This window comes from Maribacter polysaccharolyticus (genome assembly GCF_028882255.1).
GTDB classification, from domain to species: domain Bacteria; phylum Bacteroidota; class Bacteroidia; order Flavobacteriales; family Flavobacteriaceae; genus Maribacter_A; species Maribacter_A polysaccharolyticus.
The window spans coordinates 86246-102675 of sequence record NZ_JARBUY010000006.1; the positions used below are offsets into that span (position 1 = coordinate 86246).

Genomic DNA, 16430 nt, shown 5'->3' on the forward strand with positions numbered 1-16430 from the left:
CATTCCTGTAATGGCGTTGCCCTATCGGGCCCGGGCTATCCGCTATATTTTTTTCGCAAAAACCACTATTTGCCCAAAGGGTTTTTAAAATCCATATGGGCGAAAAAAGATGCCGCTTTTATCCCTAACGCAAAATTTTTCCTAATCATCACTTATATTCGGTGCCAACCATTTCATAGCGTCTTCAAAGGGCATTCCTTTTCGTGCCGCAAAATCCTGTACTTGGTCTTCCTTGATTTTTCCCAAACCAAAATAGCGGGCCTCGGTATTTGCAAAATAATACCCACTTACACTGGCTGCGGGCCACATGGCCAAACTTTCGGTAAGCGCTACACCGATCTTCCCTTTTACCCCCAAAACTTCCCATAAGGTCAGTTTCTCCAAATGGTCGGGGCATGCAGGATATCCCGGTGCGGGGCGTATGCCTTTATACCCTTCATTGATCAATTCCTCATTACTTAATTGCTCATCCTTGGAATAACCCCAGTGGTTCGTACGTACCTCCTTATGCAGGTATTCGGCGAAGGCCTCCGCCAAGCGGTCGGCCAAGGCCTTGATCATTATGCTATTGTAATCATCATGGTCCTTTTCATATTTCGCGGCCAATTCCGCGGTACCAAATCCCGTACTTACACAAAAACACCCTACATAATCATCCAAGCCCTCCGCTTTGGGAGCGATAAAATCAGATAAGGCAAAATTAGGCACCCCTTCCCGTTTTTTCAACTGTTGCCTCAAGGTTCTGAAAACGTATTTTTTACCTTCGGCCTCTATTTCAATATCATCCTCATTGACCGTATTGGCCTTGAACAGTCCGAAAACCGCTTTTGCCTTTAGCAGTTTCTTTTCAACGACTTCCTTCAACATGGCCTGTACATCGGCAAACAATTCCGTTGCCTGCTTTCCAACGACCGCATCGGTCAGGATATCCGGATATCTTCCGTGTAACTCCCAACTTCGGAAAAAAGGCGTCCAATCGATATAAGGTACCAATTCACCCAGATCAAAATCCGTCAATACCTGTATACCCATGGTATTGGGCTTTTTAATAGTGGCATTCCCCCAATCAATTTGAAACTTATTGGCCCGTGCATCTTCCAAAGATCTGTATTCTTTATGTTTTGAACGGTTTTTGAATTTATCCCTAAACGTTTCATAATCGAGCTTGATCGATCGCTTATAGGTTTCCGATGTATCTTTTTGTAACAAATCGCCGACGACCGTAACCGCCCTGGAAGCATCATTGACATGGACCACGGCATTCTGGTATTCGATATCTATTTTTACGGCGGTATGGGCTTTACTGGTAGTAGCCCCACCTATGAGTAGGGGCACGTTAAAATGCTGTCTTTGCATTTCCTTGGCCAGAAATACCATCTCGTCCAATGAGGGCGTGATCAAACCGCTTAAACCGATAATATCCACATTATTCTCCTTGGCGGCCGCAATGATCTTTTCCGGAGGCACCATTACCCCAAGGTCTACGATCTCATAATTGTTGCAGGCCAAAACGACACTTACGATATTTTTTCCAATATCATGGACATCCCCTTTTACGGTGGCCATAAGGATTTTCCCGGCCGCCCCCCCTGAGACCGCATCGGGATTGTTTTTCTTTTCCTCTTCGATATAGGGTAAAAGATAGGCCACTGCCTTCTTCATGACACGGGCCGATTTTACGACCTGTGGCAAGAACATTTTCCCACTTCCGAACAGGTCGCCGACAACATTCATACCGGTCATTAAATGCCCTTCGATAACCTCAATGGGTTTATCCACACTCTTACGGGCGGTTTCCACATCTTCCACGATATATTGGTCGATACCTTTGACCAAAGCCCGTGTAATCCTGTTCTGTAAGGGTTCTTCCCTCCAGGACAGGTCCACTTTGTTTTCCTTGGCTTTTCCCACTACCGATTCCGCAAAATCCAACAATCGTTCGGTAGCATCGTCCCTACGATCCAGGATCACATCTTCGACATATTCCAGTAAATCCTTTGGGATATCATCATAAACCTCCAACATCGCAGGATTTACGATACCCATATTCAACCCAGCTTTAATGGCATGGTAAAGAAAGACCGAATGCATGGCCTCCCTGACGGGATTGTTTCCCCGAAAACTAAAGGAAACATTGCTTATACCCCCACTAACACTACAATAAGGCAGGTTCTCCCTTACCCATTTAGTGGCCTCGATAAAGTCGATTGCATTTCGCCTATGTTCCTCCATTCCGGTGGCAACGGGAAAAACGTTCAAATCGAAAATGATATCCTCGGGTGCGAAATGGACTTCGTTGACCAAAATATCATAAGATCGTTTGGCAATCTCGATCCTTCTTTCGTAGTTATCGGCCTGGCCAACCTCGTCAAAGGCCATGACGATTACGGCAGCACCGTACCGTCTGATCAGTTTTGCATGCTGAACGAATTGTTCCTTACCTTCTTTTAAACTGATGGAATTCACCACCGATTTGCCCTGAACGACCTGTAACCCTGCCTCAATGATCTCCCATTTGGAACTATCGATCATAATGGGCACCCTTGCGATATCGGGTTCTGCCATCAACAAATTCAAATACTTGACCATGGCCTCTTTCCCATCGATCAGTCCATCATCCATATTGATATCGATGACTTGGGCCCCACCTTCGACCTGATGACGGGCTACATCCAAGGCCTCATCATATTTATCCTCTTTGATAAGACGAAGGAATTTTCGTGACCCGGCCACATTGGTACGTTCCCCAACATTGATGAAATTACTTTCAGGGGTTACGATCAAAGGTTCCAGACCACTCAGTTTTAGGTATCTATCCCCTTGCAAATGATCGGATGTCGCTTGTTTATCAGTCTCTTGACTTACCATCGCATTTTATTTTTTTGTTGACAAATACATCGCATTTTATATCGATTTTCACCCTATTCAAACAACCACTATTTATCAACCAATGATTTTCTAGGTTTATGGTCCTTTACCAAGGCTGCCATTGCTGAAATATGTTCCGGGGTCGTTCCACAACAACCTCCGACAATATTCACTAAGCCCTTTTCCAAATATTCCTTTATCTGTTCGGCCATTTGTTCGGCGGTTTCATCATACTCCCCAAAAGCATTTGGCAAACCGGCGTTCGGGTGTGCCGAAACCGCGAAATGGGTTTTTGAAGCCAGAACTTCCAAATGGGGAACCAGTTGACTGGCCCCCAATGCACAATTGAATCCGACCGAAAGGATGGGGATATGTGAAATGGAAATTAAAAAAGCTTCTGCCGTCTGCCCGGATAAGGTACGCCCCGAAGCATCGGTAATCGTACCGCTGACCATGATGGGAATATCCACATTACGATCTTCTTTCACCTCTTCTATGGCGAAAAGTGCCGCTTTGGCATTAAGGGTGTCGAAAATGGTCTCGACCAATAACAGGTCAACACCACCATCGACCAAAGCCTCTACTTGCTGTTTATAGGCCAATCTCAAATCATTGAAAGAAACTGCCCTGAACCCCGGATCGTTGACATCGGGAGACATACTGGCGGTTTTATTGGTAGGGCCTATGCTCCCCGCAACAAACCGTGGCTTATTAGGTTCTTTGGCCGTAAAGTCATCGGCTACCTTTCTTGCGATTTTAGCAGCTTCAAAATTAAGTTCGTATACCAGATCCTCCATATGGTAATCGGCCATGGCTATCGTGGTACACGAAAATGTATTGGTCTCAATAATATCGGCACCGGCCTCGAGGTATTTTGCATGAACCGCAGCAATAGCTTCGGGTTGCGTTAATGACAAAAGGTCATTATTGCCCTGTAAAGGACTGGGCCAATCCTTGAATCGCTCCCCCCGAAAATCGGCTTCGGTAAACTTGTAGCGTTGTAGCATGGTACCCATGGCGCCATCCAAAACCAAAATCCGTTCTTTCAGTATTTCTTTTATATCACTCATGCCTCCTATTTTGCAAAAATATTCTTTTCCGTATTCGTCCTTTTGTATTTCATACCCTTACACACCCTCAAGATAAAAGTTTGTAGCGGAACTTTAATATGACACAAGCCGTTTGAAAACTCACGTACTACTAAATTAATTCCACAGTCCTACCATCTATTCCGCTGGAAATGGCTTCGTACGATTGTTGTTACTTGATCAAGGAAAGGGTGAGACAGATGTCTTTTTTTGGTTATCTTCCACGCCTGAATTGTGATAGAATGTAGCACCTTCTTGTCCCCTGTTATGGATTGGGAAAAGGGTTGCCAAGGTTTCTTTGGGTCTAGTCCCTCCGCCTTTCTTGATAACTTTTTCAACGTACTAAAGAACTCAGTGCAAATTAACGGCACTGTTTGCTCAAAAACAAGGAATAACCTTAGTTTTAGGGTATTGTTCCCCTATTTTCTATTTAGAGGACAGGAGGCTTTTGGTCACCTCGTTCATTTTTTCGACTTTCTCCTCAAAATCCCCTTTTAAGGTGCTCCTAAAAGCGTTTAAATTGAGTACCATTTGATTGATGTCTTCCGGAATGACCTCCTCGAAAAATTGCCGTAGTCGTTTGGCCGTTGTGGGGGATTTTCCATTCGTGGAAATAGCGACCTTGACATTGCCTTTTGTTACGATGCCCCCCATATAAAAATCGCAATAAGGTGGATTATCGGCCACATTTACCAATTTATCCATCTCCCGGCAATCTTCATACACCTCGATATTCACCTCCGGCTTATCGGTGGTTGCAATCACGAAGTGTTTGCCTCTAAGGTACTTTTTATCGTAACGGTCTTGGATCAATTCCACTTGATGCCTTTTGGCCAATGCTATGGTACCGACACCAAAATCCGGGGAGACAATGGTCACCTTGGCATCCGGACTCGATTTGGTCAAAAATGTCAGCTTTTCCTCGGCCACGTTGCCTCCACCAACAATAAGTATGGATAACTTTGAGGTCTTGAGGAAAATTGGATATAAATTGTTGCGTTCCATGATTAACGAACCATTTGTTTCTCCAAATGGGTTTTTTGAAGTTCAAGTAGGCGTTCCCGATGTTTTACAACCTCCCCTATTATGATAATGGCAGGGTTCTTTAACTCATTTTCCTCAACGATTTTTTCGATGGTCGAAATGGTACCTACCCCCACCTTTTCATTCTCCCTTGTTCCGTTTTGGATAATGGCAATGGGCGTATCACTTTTACCTTCTTTGGCAAAAAGGGAAACAATGGCCCCTAATTTCCCCATGCCCATCAGTATGACCACTGTGGCGTTGGATTTTGCCGCCAAATGGACATCGTTGGATAATTTATGTTCTTTGGTCGTACCTGTAATCACCCAAAAACTTTCAGCAGATCCTCTCTTGGTTACGGGTATATGCTGGAAAGCGGGCACCGATACCGATGAGGAGACCCCGGGAACCATGGCAACTTCCAAACCATGGGCCGCGGCATATTCCATTTCTTCGGCCCCACGTCCAAAAACAAAGGGATCACCTCCTTTTAAGCGAACTACATGACCATGGCTCAATGCCCTACTCACGATCAAATCGTTGATCTGTACTTGTTCATAGGCATAACACCCCTTTCTTTTACCGACAAAAATATGTTCGGCATTGGGGGCATACGCCAAAAGGCCGTCATCAACCAGGGCATCGTACAATACGACGCTTGCACTGGCCAAAGCCTTTACGCCTTTTACGGTAATTAGATCGACATCCCCCGGACCAGCGCCGATTACTGTAAGTTTCGGATCTTTACACATTTGACAAATCGGCTTTTCTATAGATTTCTATATTCTTCAAAAATTCCTGTGCTTCATTTAAATACCGCTTTGCAAATTCCTCTGTGGGCTCGTTCGTTTTTATCTGAAGTACCTTTTCGGAGAAGCCCCCATCGATCGTAAAGCGTTCGGATTTTACGAAAATTTCATCAAAATCCTTGATGATACTGGCATGTGTGTTCGTTTTCGTTTTTTCAGCAGTCAATAACGCCTTTGCCGCATTCACCATGGCGGCATACGAATGATAAATACTTGCCGCCCATTTTTTTTCATCGATGCATGCAAGGGCATTTTCTATTTTTTCATCACTTTCGTACAGCAAGGTGGCGACAAGGTCGATGACCACCCCTGCGCATTCCCCTACACCAATGGCTTTTTGGTATTTTTTATCGGAACCCCAATCTATATAATCACTTGAGGTAATCGTATCCAAATTCGCCAAGGGCTTTAATAGATCGTAGAAATAGGATTTCCCTTTTTTGGCATAATAGGAAACATAGGATGCGCCATTACCATTCGCTTCAAAATCGTCCAATATCAATCGTAACGCCTCAGGTCCTCTTTTACTGGGCACTTTCAACACCTTATCCGCAAATTCGGCATTGCCATCCCCTAAATTGCCCCCACCTAACAAAATCTGTAACGCCGGTGCCACCAATTTATCCTTGGTTTTTATGGACATCCCTTGAAAACCGATATTTGCCATATTATGTTGGCCACAGGCATTCATACAGCCACTGACCTTGATCAGTACATCAGGATTGTTTATATAATGTGGATATTCCGTTTTGATTACCCTTTCGAGCTCCCTGGCAATTCCCGTACTACTGGCAATTCCCAGATTACAGGTGTCCGTACCGGGACAAGAGGTAATATCCCCCGCTTTGTTGTAACCGGCATCGGCAAATCCCAATTTAAGGAGTTCCGTATAAAAGAAAGGCACCAATTCTTCCTTTACGTAAGGAATCAAAATATTCTGACGTAAGGACAAGCGCAATTCCCCCGCCGCGTATTTTTCAACCAATGTTGCCAACAAACGGGCCTTATCGGTATAGAAATCCCCTAACAGCACTTTGATGCCAATGGCGACATATCCTTTTTGTTTTTGGGAAATGATGTTGGTCGATTTCCAAGCTTCAAAGGCCTCGGCATCGACGATTTCCACATGGGGTATATCCACGACATCCGCTATTTGGGGTTTTGGATAAGCCTCGGCATCTATGGGGTAGCTCTTTACGGGTATGGCCTTTTGCTCTTCTTCGACCAATTGCTTAAACCCTTCCAAACCAACATCCTTCAATAAGAATTTCAACCTTGCCCTAGACCTGCTTTTGCGTTCCCCATAGCGATCGAATATACGTACGACCCCTTCCATCAAGGGAATGATCTTGTCTGCGGGTAAAAATGGGAACAACAAATCCCCGTGTCGGGGCTGGGAACCCAAACCACCGGCAAGCATCACTTTAAAACCACGCACCCCATTTTCGATTTTTGCGATAAAACCCAAATCGTGCATGTAGGACAATCCCGTATCGGCATCACTGGCAGAGAAAGAAACCTTGAATTTCCTACCCATCTCTTGACTGATCGGGTTTCGCAGGAAATATTCGAAAAGCGCATGTGCATATGGGGAAACATCAAAAGGCTCATCAACATCGATACCGGCAGTTTCACTGGCGGTTACATTACGGACGGTATTGCCACAGGCCTCCCTTAAGGTAATATCGTCCTTTTCCAATTGGGCCCAAAGCTCAGGGGTACGGTCGAGATCCACATAATGGATCTGAATATCCTGCCTAGTGGTTATATGCAATCTTCCCGTTGAATATTCATCGGATACCTCACATATTCTCCGAAGTTGGGTTGAGGTCACCTTCCCATAAGGCAGTTTAATGCGAATCATCTGGACACCGAATTGACGTTGCCCATAAACCCCACGCGCCAATCGAAGGCTACGGAATTTTTCTTCATCCAATTTGCCTTCTTTGAACTGCCGAATTTTGGCTTCCAACTCGATGATATCCTTTTCTACTATCGGATTCTCTATTTCTGATCTAAAACTTCGCATATAATTTAATTGAAAAATCTAATATTAATTACTTTTAGGATTTTACCCCTATTTTGCCCATAGTTTTAATAGGCAATTAAACCCGCAAGCGAATGACTATTCGTCAATTCGCTTTGGATTCAAATTTTAGTTGATAAAACCGGCTCCTACGGTGTTATTGGATTGTGGGTCTATTAAAATAAAAGAACCATTGGTCCTGTGATCCTTGAAGGCATCAAAGAAAATCGGTTTGTTCAATTTAAAGGACACTTTCGCAATATCGTTGATCTTAAGGGAATCGACTTCTTCTTCGATACCCGAATAATCCGGATTTATTTTATGGAGAATATTATCCACTTTTGCCAACACCTTATTTACGCCATGTTGTATAACGTACTTGCCACCAGCGTTCAATTCCTTGGAATCCATCCAGGAGATTGTTGCCGTAAATTGCTTATCTATTTTCGGTAAATCGCCGACCTTTACCAACATATCTCCCCTACTCACATTTATTTCATCCTCGAGGGTAATGGTCACCGATGAACGCCTTGAAGCCGTTTCGTATTTTTTGTCGTAAAAATAAATCTCCTTTATTCTTGATTTGGTTTGGGAAGGCAAGGCAACGACCTCATCCCCAACACTTAACTGGCCACCATATACCTTACCTGCAAATCCCCTGAAATCATGGAACTCTTCGGTTTTTGGTCGGATCACGTATTGCACGGGAAATCTTGGCGTACCGGTATTGAAAACATCCTTCTTATCCAATTGCTCCAAATGCTCCAATAGCGTCTTTCCCTTATACCATGAAATATTATCGGTTTTATGAACCACATTATCCCCTTTTAGGGCGCTAACCGGAATAAAGGTGATATTCTGGTCCTGATAATCCCGCTTCTCCATCAAAGTTTCAAAATCGGCCTTGATCGAATTATAGGTTTCTTCCGAATAATCCACAAGGTCCATTTTGTTAATGGCGACAATAACATCCTTGATCCTTAATAGGTTATTGATGAAAAAGTGACGATTGGTCTGTTCGATCACCCCTTTACGGGCATCGATTAAAATAATCGCCGCTTGGGAGGTTGATGCACCCGTCACCATGTTCCTGGTATACTCCACATGCCCCGGGGTATCGGCGATGATATAACTTTTATTGGGGGTCGAAAAATAAATATGGGCAACGTCGATGGTAATTCCCTGTTCCCTTTCGGCTACCAGTCCGTCAGTGGCCAAGGAAAAATCCAAATAATCGTATCCCTTCTGTTTACTTGTTTTCTCAATGGCTTCCAATTTATCGGTAGTCAATGACTTGGTATCGTATAAAAGCCTTCCGATCAAGGTGCTTTTTCCATCATCAACACTACCTGCTGTTGCAATTTTCAGTACTTCCATTTTCGTTATAAATTGTTGGTTTAAAATCTGATGGTTTATCCACAATTGGCCACCATCCACAGATTACCATTAAAAATATCCTTGTTGTTTTCTTTTTTCCATGGCCGCTTCGGACCTTTTGTCGTCTATTCGCGCCCCTCTTTCGGAAATCGTGGAATCCCTGATTTCCTGTACCACACTGGCAATATCAGCAGCTTCCGAAAAGACGGCGGCCGTACAGCTCATATCGCCTACCGTTCTAAAACGGACCAGTTCTTCCAATACTTCCTCATGGTCATCCTGATACACATAATCAGAGTGTGACCAAATCATACCGTCCCTTAGGAAAACCTTTCTTTTGTGGGCGAAATAAATGGATGGGATTTCTATATCCTCCTTTTCGATATATGACCAAACATCCAATTCGGTCCAGTTACTGATTGGAAAGACACGAACATTCTGGCCTAAATCGATTTGTCCGTTCAGCATATCGAACAATTCCGGTCTTTGGTTTTTTTCATCCCATTGCCCAAAGTCATCCCTTACCGAGAAAATACGTTCCTTGGCCCTGGCCTTTTCCTCATCTCGTCTTGCCCCACCGATACATGCATCGAATTTGAATTCCTCAATGGCATCCAACAAAGTGGTCGTCTGCAAGGCATTTCGACTGGAATACCTTCCGGTTTCTTCTTTTACCTTTCCTTGGTCTATGGAATCCTGGACATTCCTAACAATCAATTCCAGACCTAATTCCTCTACCAACCTATCCCGAAATTCAATGGTCTCAGGAAAATTATGACCTGTATCGATATGCATTAAAGGAAACGGGATCTTCGCAGGATAAAATGCCTTCTGTGCCAACCGCACCAAGGTTATGGAGTCTTTTCCCCCGGAAAACAACAGAACAGGTTTCTCAAATTGTGCCGCCACTTCCCTAATAATATAAATAGCTTCGTTCTCCAAAGAATTTATATGTGATGTATCTTTCAATAATGCCATGATTTTCAGCTTTTAAATACTTCGTTATATGTGCAATCCACACTCCCGGTTCTCGAGAACCTTGGTGGGATCAAAATACTTATGTTCGTTTGGAAGTTTCCTTTCCTCCAAGTATGCATCCAATTGTTCATCGGTCCAATGATAAAACGGACTTACCTTCAACACCCCATCTTTACTTAGACTGAAAATATCCAAGGTATCCCTTAGCGCTGTCTGCCCTTTTCTCAGGTTGGTAAACCAAACATCGGGTTTAATTTCCGCCATGGCCCTTTTAAAGGGCTCCAGTTTAACTTGTTCGGTAAACACGGCATGCCTCGGGTCGTCTATCCCGGGAATACCCATGACGACATCGCGATGTGCAGCGGTTTGTTTGGGCACGTACAATTTGATTTTCAAATCCAATGTAGCAATCAGCTCCTCGGCATGGGCATATGTTTGGGGCGTATTATAGCCCGTATCACACCATACCACCGGAATGGAAGAGTCCACTTTGGTGACAGCATTGAGGATAGCTACCTCGTAAGGCCTGAAATTCGTGGTGACCACGGCATTTTTTGAATGCTCAATAGCCCAAGAAACAATCGCTTCGGGTTGAGCTTCCTTGAATTGTTCGTTGAATTCCTTTAATTGATCTTCGGTAAAAGCCATTGTTCTATTATTTTAAAATCCCAACCTTACTTTTTTCCCCAATTAACCAGGTTCCAAGCCCTTTCGTGAAAAAAGTACAGGATCATTTTAGTTACAAAATCAATTGAAGCTATAGACGCGGCTACGGCAATTTTCCCCGTTAACAGATACGATATCAACAATGTATCCAGCGTTCCTACAACCCTCCAACTCAATGCCTTGGCAATACTACGAACTGGACTTTCTGATTTTTTGTCGGTGCCAAAATCACTTTTGGTCGTTTTCTTGTTTAAAATCAATTGGTCTGCAATCATTATTTTTTTAATTTTAATACCCTATCGATTTGATAGAGTATGCAAATTTAGAACTATATCTGAAAATGGCACCTAAAATCCCTACAAATATTAGATTTATCCTATTGATTTAGTAGATTACTAAATTTCAAGCCGATTAATAAAAGAATTATCGATCAAAAATTAATATCGTTGATGAATCTTTTGGAAATTTCGAAAAAGGTTAAACCCGTGGAAGAATTTCGGTTTATTCAATTAAATCGGCTAAGGTATTGTGTCGATAAACCGTCAATGCACTATCCCGGACCTGAAGCATGAGTTTGTGTACGGAACAGGTGGCTTCATCGGGACAATCCTCACATTTTTCGTAAAAATTAAGACTGACACATGGGACCAAGGCTATGGGTCCTTCGAGTATACGCATAACATCGGTCATCAAGATATCCTTGGGTTCCTTAATCAGATAATACCCCCCACCCTTGCCTTTTTTAGAGCCCAAAAGCCCCGATTTACGTAAGGTAAGTAGAATACTTTCAAGAAACTTTTGGGATATATTCTCCTGTTTCGCAATTTCAGCGATTTGTACAGGTTGTCTATCTTCTAAGGAAGCGAGGTAACTTAAAGCCTTTAATCCGTATTTTGTTTTCTTCGAAAGCATTTAGCGAAGATATGTAAAATCTTAGATTCATTTTACCTATAACAACAAAACTAACCTAAGGCTTGTGCTATATCCTGAATAATATCGGTGATGTTTTCAAGTCCGACTGAAATTCGTACCGAACCATCGGTAATACCGACCGATTCCCTTTCCGCTGGAGTCAGCTTACTATGGGTCGTGCTTGCAGGATGCGTAACGATACTTCTTGAGTCCCCAAGATTGGCCGATAAGGACAACAATTGAATCGCATCGAAAAATTTGCGCCCTTCTTCCAATCCGCCCTTTACTTCGAAAGCCACGACACAGCCCCCGGCTTTCATCTGTTTTTTGGCAATCTCATATTGGGGATGGGATTTTAAGAAAGGATATTTCACCCAATTGACCTTTTCGTGTTGCTCTAAATACTCTGCCAATTTCAAGGCATTTTCACAATGCCTATCCACCCTTAGTGCCAAGGTCTCCAAACTTTTGGACAAAATCCATGCGTTAAAGGGCGATAATGCCGGACCTGTAATCCTTGAAAAACGATAGACTTTATCGACCAAATCCGCACTTCCCACAGTGATCCCCGCAAGGACCCGTCCTTGACCATCCATTAATTTGGTCCCAGAGTGAATGACCAAATCGGCCCCGAATTTTATGGGCTGTTGCAAATATGGGGAAGCAAAGCAATTGTCGATGACCAGAATCAAATTGTGTTTTTTGGCAATCTTGCCGAGGGCTTCCAAATCCAATACATCTACCCCGGGATTGGTAGGGGTTTCCGCATAGAGGATTTTGGTTTTCGGTGTCACCATTCGATCGATGGTATGCAGCTCATCTATTTTGAAATAACTATGTGATATATTCCATTTTGGAAAAAAATTCATGAACAAGCTATGGGTAGATCCAAAAACACTCCGTGCCGAAATGATATGATCCCCACTGTCCAAAAGGGCCGCTAACGTCGAAAATACGGCGGCCATGCCCGAAGCAAAAGCGAAACCATCCTCTGCCCCTTCCATTTTACAGACCTTCTCGATGAATTCAGAGGAATTGGGGTTGGAATAACGGGAATATATATTCCTTTCCTTTTCTTCCGCGAAGGAAGCCCGCATGTCCTCTGCATCCTCGAATACAAAACTGGAAGTCAAGTACAAGGGAGATGAATGCTCCAAAAATCGGGTGCGTTCCAGTTGTGTCCTAATAGCTTCTGTTTCGAATTTATGTTTTTTATCCATGATCATCCTTTTTCTGCAATCCGTAATATATCCCCGAAAACCCCTCTGGCAGTTACTGCTGCCCCGGCACCTGCGCCTTGGATCACAAGGGGGTGCTCCCCATAAGATTCGGTATAAATCTCAATAATGGAGTCGGAACCCTTTACCTGCCCCAAAGCACTTTCTTTGGGCACTGAAATCAATTTGACTTCCAAAGTACCCTTTTCCTTGGTTAAATCGCCATGCAAATCCCCAACGTACCGCAAAACATGGTTCGGCTTCTGTTTTTCCTTCATCGCATTAAAGGTATGGTCCAAGATATCCAAATTACCTAAAAAGTTCTGAACGTTCCCTTCCTGAAGGGCTTCGGGAATAAGATTCTGGATCTGTATATCCGAAAACTCATTCCTCAGATCCAATTCACGGGCAAGAATCAAAAGCTTACGGCCAACATCGTTACCAGAAAGGTCTTCCCTTGGGTCGGGCTCCGTAAAACCTTTGTTCATTGCGTCTTCCAGGATCGTGGAAAAAGCAGCATCCGCTTCTGAAAACGTATTGAAAATATAGCTCAATGACCCCGAAAAAACCCCTTTGATCCGCGTGATGTTCTCTCCGGACAAATGCAATAATTTAATGGTGTCAATAAGCGGTAACCCTGCACCTACATTCGTCTCATACAAATATTGCTTTTGGTTTTTATCCAATTCCTCCCGCAATAATCCGTAATAATCAAATCCAAGGGTATTTGCGATTTTATTGGATGACACCAAATCGAATCCGTTTTCCACGAATTCAAAATAATTTGCCACAAAATCCTTACTGGCCGTATTATCGACAGCAATCAAATTCTCCAAATGGTTCTTTTGGGCAAAGTCTATTATATCCTTGATCTCATAAGGAACACCTTTTTCCTTTATCGCTGATCGCCAATTCTTTGAAATCCCCTTTTTATTCAAAAGGACTTTCCTGGAATTGGCCACGGCAAACACATTCAAATCGATGCCTTTTCGTTTCTCTATGGTTTTGGAGGATTTCAGGATCTGATCGATCAGGGTGCCTCCGACATTGCCATGCCCGAAAACGACCACATTCACTTTTTTACTGATTCCGAAAATCTGTCCGTGCATTACATTCAACGCTTTGTGCAGATCCGATTTCTTGACCACCAGGCTCACATTCTTGCCGGTAACCGTATTGTTGAAAAGCAAAGGCACGATTTGATTCTTTATCAAAGCGTTGTAGGGTTTGTGGAACGTACTTAAATCCTGACCCACGATCGAGATCACCGATACATCGCTCACAACGGTTATCTGATTAATATCCTTGGATTGGAAATCATGGGAAAATTCGCGTTGCAAGGCCAACTTCGCCCTTTGCGCCTTATCGGCATTCACCACCAAACCGATTCCCCGTTCGGAAGAGCCTTGGGCAACAATGCTCACACTTATATTATTATCTCCCAAGGACCTGAAAATCCTGGCATCAACACCGACCTTACCCAATAACCCACGACCTTCAAGATTGATCAGGGCGACATTCTCCAAGACCGATAAAGACCGAATACCCTCCTTATTTGATTTGGCACTAATAAGCGTACCTTCATTATCACTGTTGAACGTATTCAATATTCGCAACGGAATATTTTTTTCGATCAGGGGAATGATCGTCTTGGCATGCAAAATCGTCGCTCCGAAATTTGCCAATTCGTTGGCCTCACTATAGGAAAGTTCGGCTATTCTTTTCGCTTCAGGAACATAATCGGGGTTCGCCGTATAGATCCCATCGACATGTGTATAGTTCTGCAATTCTGCCGCATCAAGATAATTGGCCATCATCGCCGCGGAGTAATTACTGCCATTTCTTCCCAAAGTAGTGGTCTCACCATCAATGGTGGAAGCGATAAAACCGGTTATGATAGGTACCGTGTCTTGGCTTAATCGGGAAAATTCGCGCAATACGTTTTCTTTGGATAAAGCTTCGATTACATGGGCATCCCCAAAAGTATTGTCGGTCTTTATCAATTTTCTGGAGTCCATCAATTTTGCATTAACCCCTTTTCCTATCAAAAGCTTGGTCACTAATTTTGCGGAAATCAGTTCACCATAGGCCAACACCTGATCCCTTATTTTCGGACTATAATCCCCCAGTAGGGAAACCCCTTCGAACAATTTAAATAAAGCTTCATATTCCTTTCCAAGGTTCACGTTCTTGAACGAATGGGTCTGATAATTTTCAAATTCCGTGAAATCCTTTGAATAATCTTCCCCTCGTGCCGCTTTTTCGAGCATGGTCTCCAATTGATCGGTGGCTTTCGCCCGGGCAGATAGCACCACGGCAATATTCTCACCACTCTTCACCTTATCGGTAATGATATCGAGCACATATCCTATACCTTCACCATTACTCAACGATTTACCGCCGAACTTCAAGATCTTTACCCGATCGGTCTTTCCATTGGCATTGAAAATTCCCGTAAGGAGTTTCTGCATTTGTTCAAACTCGATCAGAAAGGCATCGTGCCCATGCAATGATCGCACCTCCCCGTAAGTGACGTTGCTGTTCGCTTGTGCCAATTGCCTAAAGGTGTCTTTATTCTCCTTGGCGGTAAAAAAAAGATCTGAATCGACCCCGATGATATGGATATTGGTATCGCTGTTCTGAAGTGCAGCAAACGCAGCATCCCCATTACGGGTAATATCGATGGTCTTTAACAATTGGTTCATCAATTTATAAGCGGAAAGTTGAAAACGGTCCTTTAGTTTTTCACCATGGTGCATTAACCAACTTTCCACATTAAACACCTGCAACTCCTCATTGGTACTTCTCTTAAACCGTTCCTTGAACGACTCCGGTGTCCTATAGCACAACATGGCATGCATACGGGCATCATGCACCGGCTGTTTCGAATTGACCAAGAATTGTTCCTGTATTTGGCAATTGGCAATAAGCCAATCGGTAGATTTCCAATCGGAGGCTACGGGTATCAAATGCGTTGTAAGATTGGGATCGACCGCCGCCATTTCCCAAGCAATGCCCCCGCCTAACGAACCCCCTATCAAAGCAAAGAGCTTTTCTATTTTCAAGGCCTTCAATCCCAACAAAAAAATACGGGCAATATCCCCTGCCACGAAATCCTTGTAATTCTCGATAACAAACCCATCATAACCATTCCCGGGAATATTGAAGGCCATAATGGTATACTTGTCGGTATCGATACATTTTCCTTTCCCGATAATGGCAGACCACCACCCTTCAGGTCCGGTGACATTCGAGTTTCCGGTAAGGGCATGGTTTACCAATACAATGGGTGCCTCATGGAGGGGTTGACCAAAAAGTTGGTAGGATAGTGAAATATCCTGGGACACTCCACTTATCGTTTTGAAATCTTTTAATTCTATTTGATGTAGCATTCTAATAATACTGTATTAACCTTATCACCCCCATTACCTGAACCAAATAAAGGAGTATGCAAATTTACGACAAA

General features: G+C 43.4%; 12 protein-coding genes and 1 riboswitch. All 12 genes read right to left on the reverse strand.

All coding sequences use genetic code 11. The annotated features are described in order from the left end of the window. Nucleotides 1-141 precede the first annotated feature (141 nt). The 12 genes from metH to thrA all read right to left on the reverse strand — a co-directional run bounded on the left by metH (nucleotide 142) and on the right by thrA (nucleotide 16356). Nucleotides 142-2868 carry a methionine synthase gene (gene metH / locus PHU20_RS17730; protein WP_274826749.1) on the reverse strand — a complete coding sequence of 909 codons (2727 nt, stop codon included), beginning with the start codon at nucleotides 2866-2868 and terminating at the stop codon, nucleotides 142-144. Nucleotides 2869-2936: 68 nt separating this feature from the next. Next, nucleotides 2937-3938 (reverse strand): homocysteine S-methyltransferase family protein, encoded by a 1002-nt coding sequence (locus tag PHU20_RS17735; protein ID WP_274826750.1) that lies wholly within the window; start codon nucleotides 3936-3938, stop codon nucleotides 2937-2939. 229 nt (nucleotides 3939-4167) lie between these two features. Further along, nucleotides 4168-4288, reverse strand: a riboswitch (SAM riboswitch). A 94-nt stretch (nucleotides 4289-4382) separates the two neighbouring features. Further along, nucleotides 4383-4961: a precorrin-2 dehydrogenase/sirohydrochlorin ferrochelatase family protein gene (locus PHU20_RS17740; protein ID WP_274826751.1), complete on the reverse strand. Its 579-nt coding sequence runs from the start codon at nucleotides 4959-4961 to the stop codon at nucleotides 4383-4385. A gap of 2 nt (nucleotides 4962-4963) precedes the next feature. After that, nucleotides 4964-5731 (reverse strand): uroporphyrinogen-III C-methyltransferase, encoded by a 768-nt coding sequence (gene cobA / locus PHU20_RS17745; protein WP_274826752.1) that lies wholly within the window; start codon nucleotides 5729-5731, stop codon nucleotides 4964-4966. Beyond that, on the reverse strand, nucleotides 5724-7817 hold the full coding sequence (locus PHU20_RS17750) for a nitrite reductase (protein ID WP_274826753.1): 2094 nt from the start codon (nucleotides 7815-7817) through the stop codon (nucleotides 5724-5726). Before PHU20_RS17750 ends, cobA begins: the two co-directional genes overlap by 8 nt. Before the next feature lie 126 nt (nucleotides 7818-7943). Then, nucleotides 7944-9191 (reverse strand): sulfate adenylyltransferase subunit 1, encoded by a 1248-nt coding sequence (locus PHU20_RS17755; protein WP_274826754.1) that lies wholly within the window; start codon nucleotides 9189-9191, stop codon nucleotides 7944-7946. A 69-nt stretch (nucleotides 9192-9260) separates the two neighbouring features. Next, nucleotides 9261-10169, reverse strand: a complete 909-nt coding sequence (gene cysD, locus PHU20_RS17760) for a sulfate adenylyltransferase subunit CysD (RefSeq protein WP_274826755.1) — start codon at nucleotides 10167-10169, stop codon at nucleotides 9261-9263. Nucleotides 10170-10193: 24 nt separating this feature from the next. After that, a complete protein-coding gene (locus PHU20_RS17765; protein ID WP_274826756.1) occupies nucleotides 10194-10817 on the reverse strand; it encodes a phosphoadenosine phosphosulfate reductase domain-containing protein in 624 nt (207 codons plus the stop codon). A gap of 26 nt (nucleotides 10818-10843) precedes the next feature. Then, nucleotides 10844-11110, reverse strand: coding sequence for a DUF2061 domain-containing protein (locus PHU20_RS17770; protein WP_274826757.1), 267 nt, complete (start codon nucleotides 11108-11110; stop codon nucleotides 10844-10846). A gap of 226 nt (nucleotides 11111-11336) precedes the next feature. Next, nucleotides 11337-11747: an RrF2 family transcriptional regulator gene (locus tag PHU20_RS17775; protein WP_274826758.1), complete on the reverse strand. Its 411-nt coding sequence runs from the start codon at nucleotides 11745-11747 to the stop codon at nucleotides 11337-11339. A 50-nt stretch (nucleotides 11748-11797) separates the two neighbouring features. After that, on the reverse strand, nucleotides 11798-12967 hold the full coding sequence (locus PHU20_RS17780) for a trans-sulfuration enzyme family protein (RefSeq protein ID WP_274826759.1): 1170 nt from the start codon (nucleotides 12965-12967) through the stop codon (nucleotides 11798-11800). Between the two features lie 2 nt (nucleotides 12968-12969). Then, a complete protein-coding gene (gene thrA, locus PHU20_RS17785) occupies nucleotides 12970-16356 on the reverse strand; it encodes a bifunctional aspartate kinase/homoserine dehydrogenase I (RefSeq protein WP_274826760.1) in 3387 nt (1128 codons plus the stop codon). Nucleotides 16357-16430: the final 74 nt, after the last annotated feature.

Coding starts and splice junctions, on each gene's coding strand:
- cysD (WP_274826755.1), bottom strand. CDS start 10,169: ATGGCATTATTGAAAGATACATCACATATAAATTCTTTGGAGAACGAA.
- PHU20_RS17755 (WP_274826754.1), bottom strand. CDS start 9,191: ATGGAAGTACTGAAAATTGCAACAGCAGGTAGTGTTGATGATGGAAAA.
- PHU20_RS17765 (WP_274826756.1), bottom strand. CDS start 10,817: ATGGCTTTTACCGAAGATCAATTAAAGGAATTCAACGAACAATTCAAG.
- PHU20_RS17770 (WP_274826757.1), bottom strand. CDS start 11,110: ATGATTGCAGACCAATTGATTTTAAACAAGAAAACGACCAAAAGTGAT.
- PHU20_RS17735 (WP_274826750.1), bottom strand. CDS start 3,938: ATGAGTGATATAAAAGAAATACTGAAAGAACGGATTTTGGTTTTGGAT.
- cobA (WP_274826752.1), bottom strand. CDS start 5,731: ATGTGTAAAGATCCGAAACTTACAGTAATCGGCGCTGGTCCGGGGGAT.
- PHU20_RS17775 (WP_274826758.1), bottom strand. CDS start 11,747: ATGCTTTCGAAGAAAACAAAATACGGATTAAAGGCTTTAAGTTACCTC.
- PHU20_RS17740 (WP_274826751.1), bottom strand. CDS start 4,961: ATGGAACGCAACAATTTATATCCAATTTTCCTCAAGACCTCAAAGTTA.
- PHU20_RS17780 (WP_274826759.1), bottom strand. CDS start 12,967: ATGGATAAAAAACATAAATTCGAAACAGAAGCTATTAGGACACAACTG.
- thrA (WP_274826760.1), bottom strand. CDS start 16,356: ATGCTACATCAAATAGAATTAAAAGATTTCAAAACGATAAGTGGAGTG.
- metH (WP_274826749.1), bottom strand. CDS start 2,868: ATGGTAAGTCAAGAGACTGATAAACAAGCGACATCCGATCATTTGCAA.
- PHU20_RS17750 (WP_274826753.1), bottom strand. CDS start 7,817: ATGCGAAGTTTTAGATCAGAAATAGAGAATCCGATAGTAGAAAAGGAT.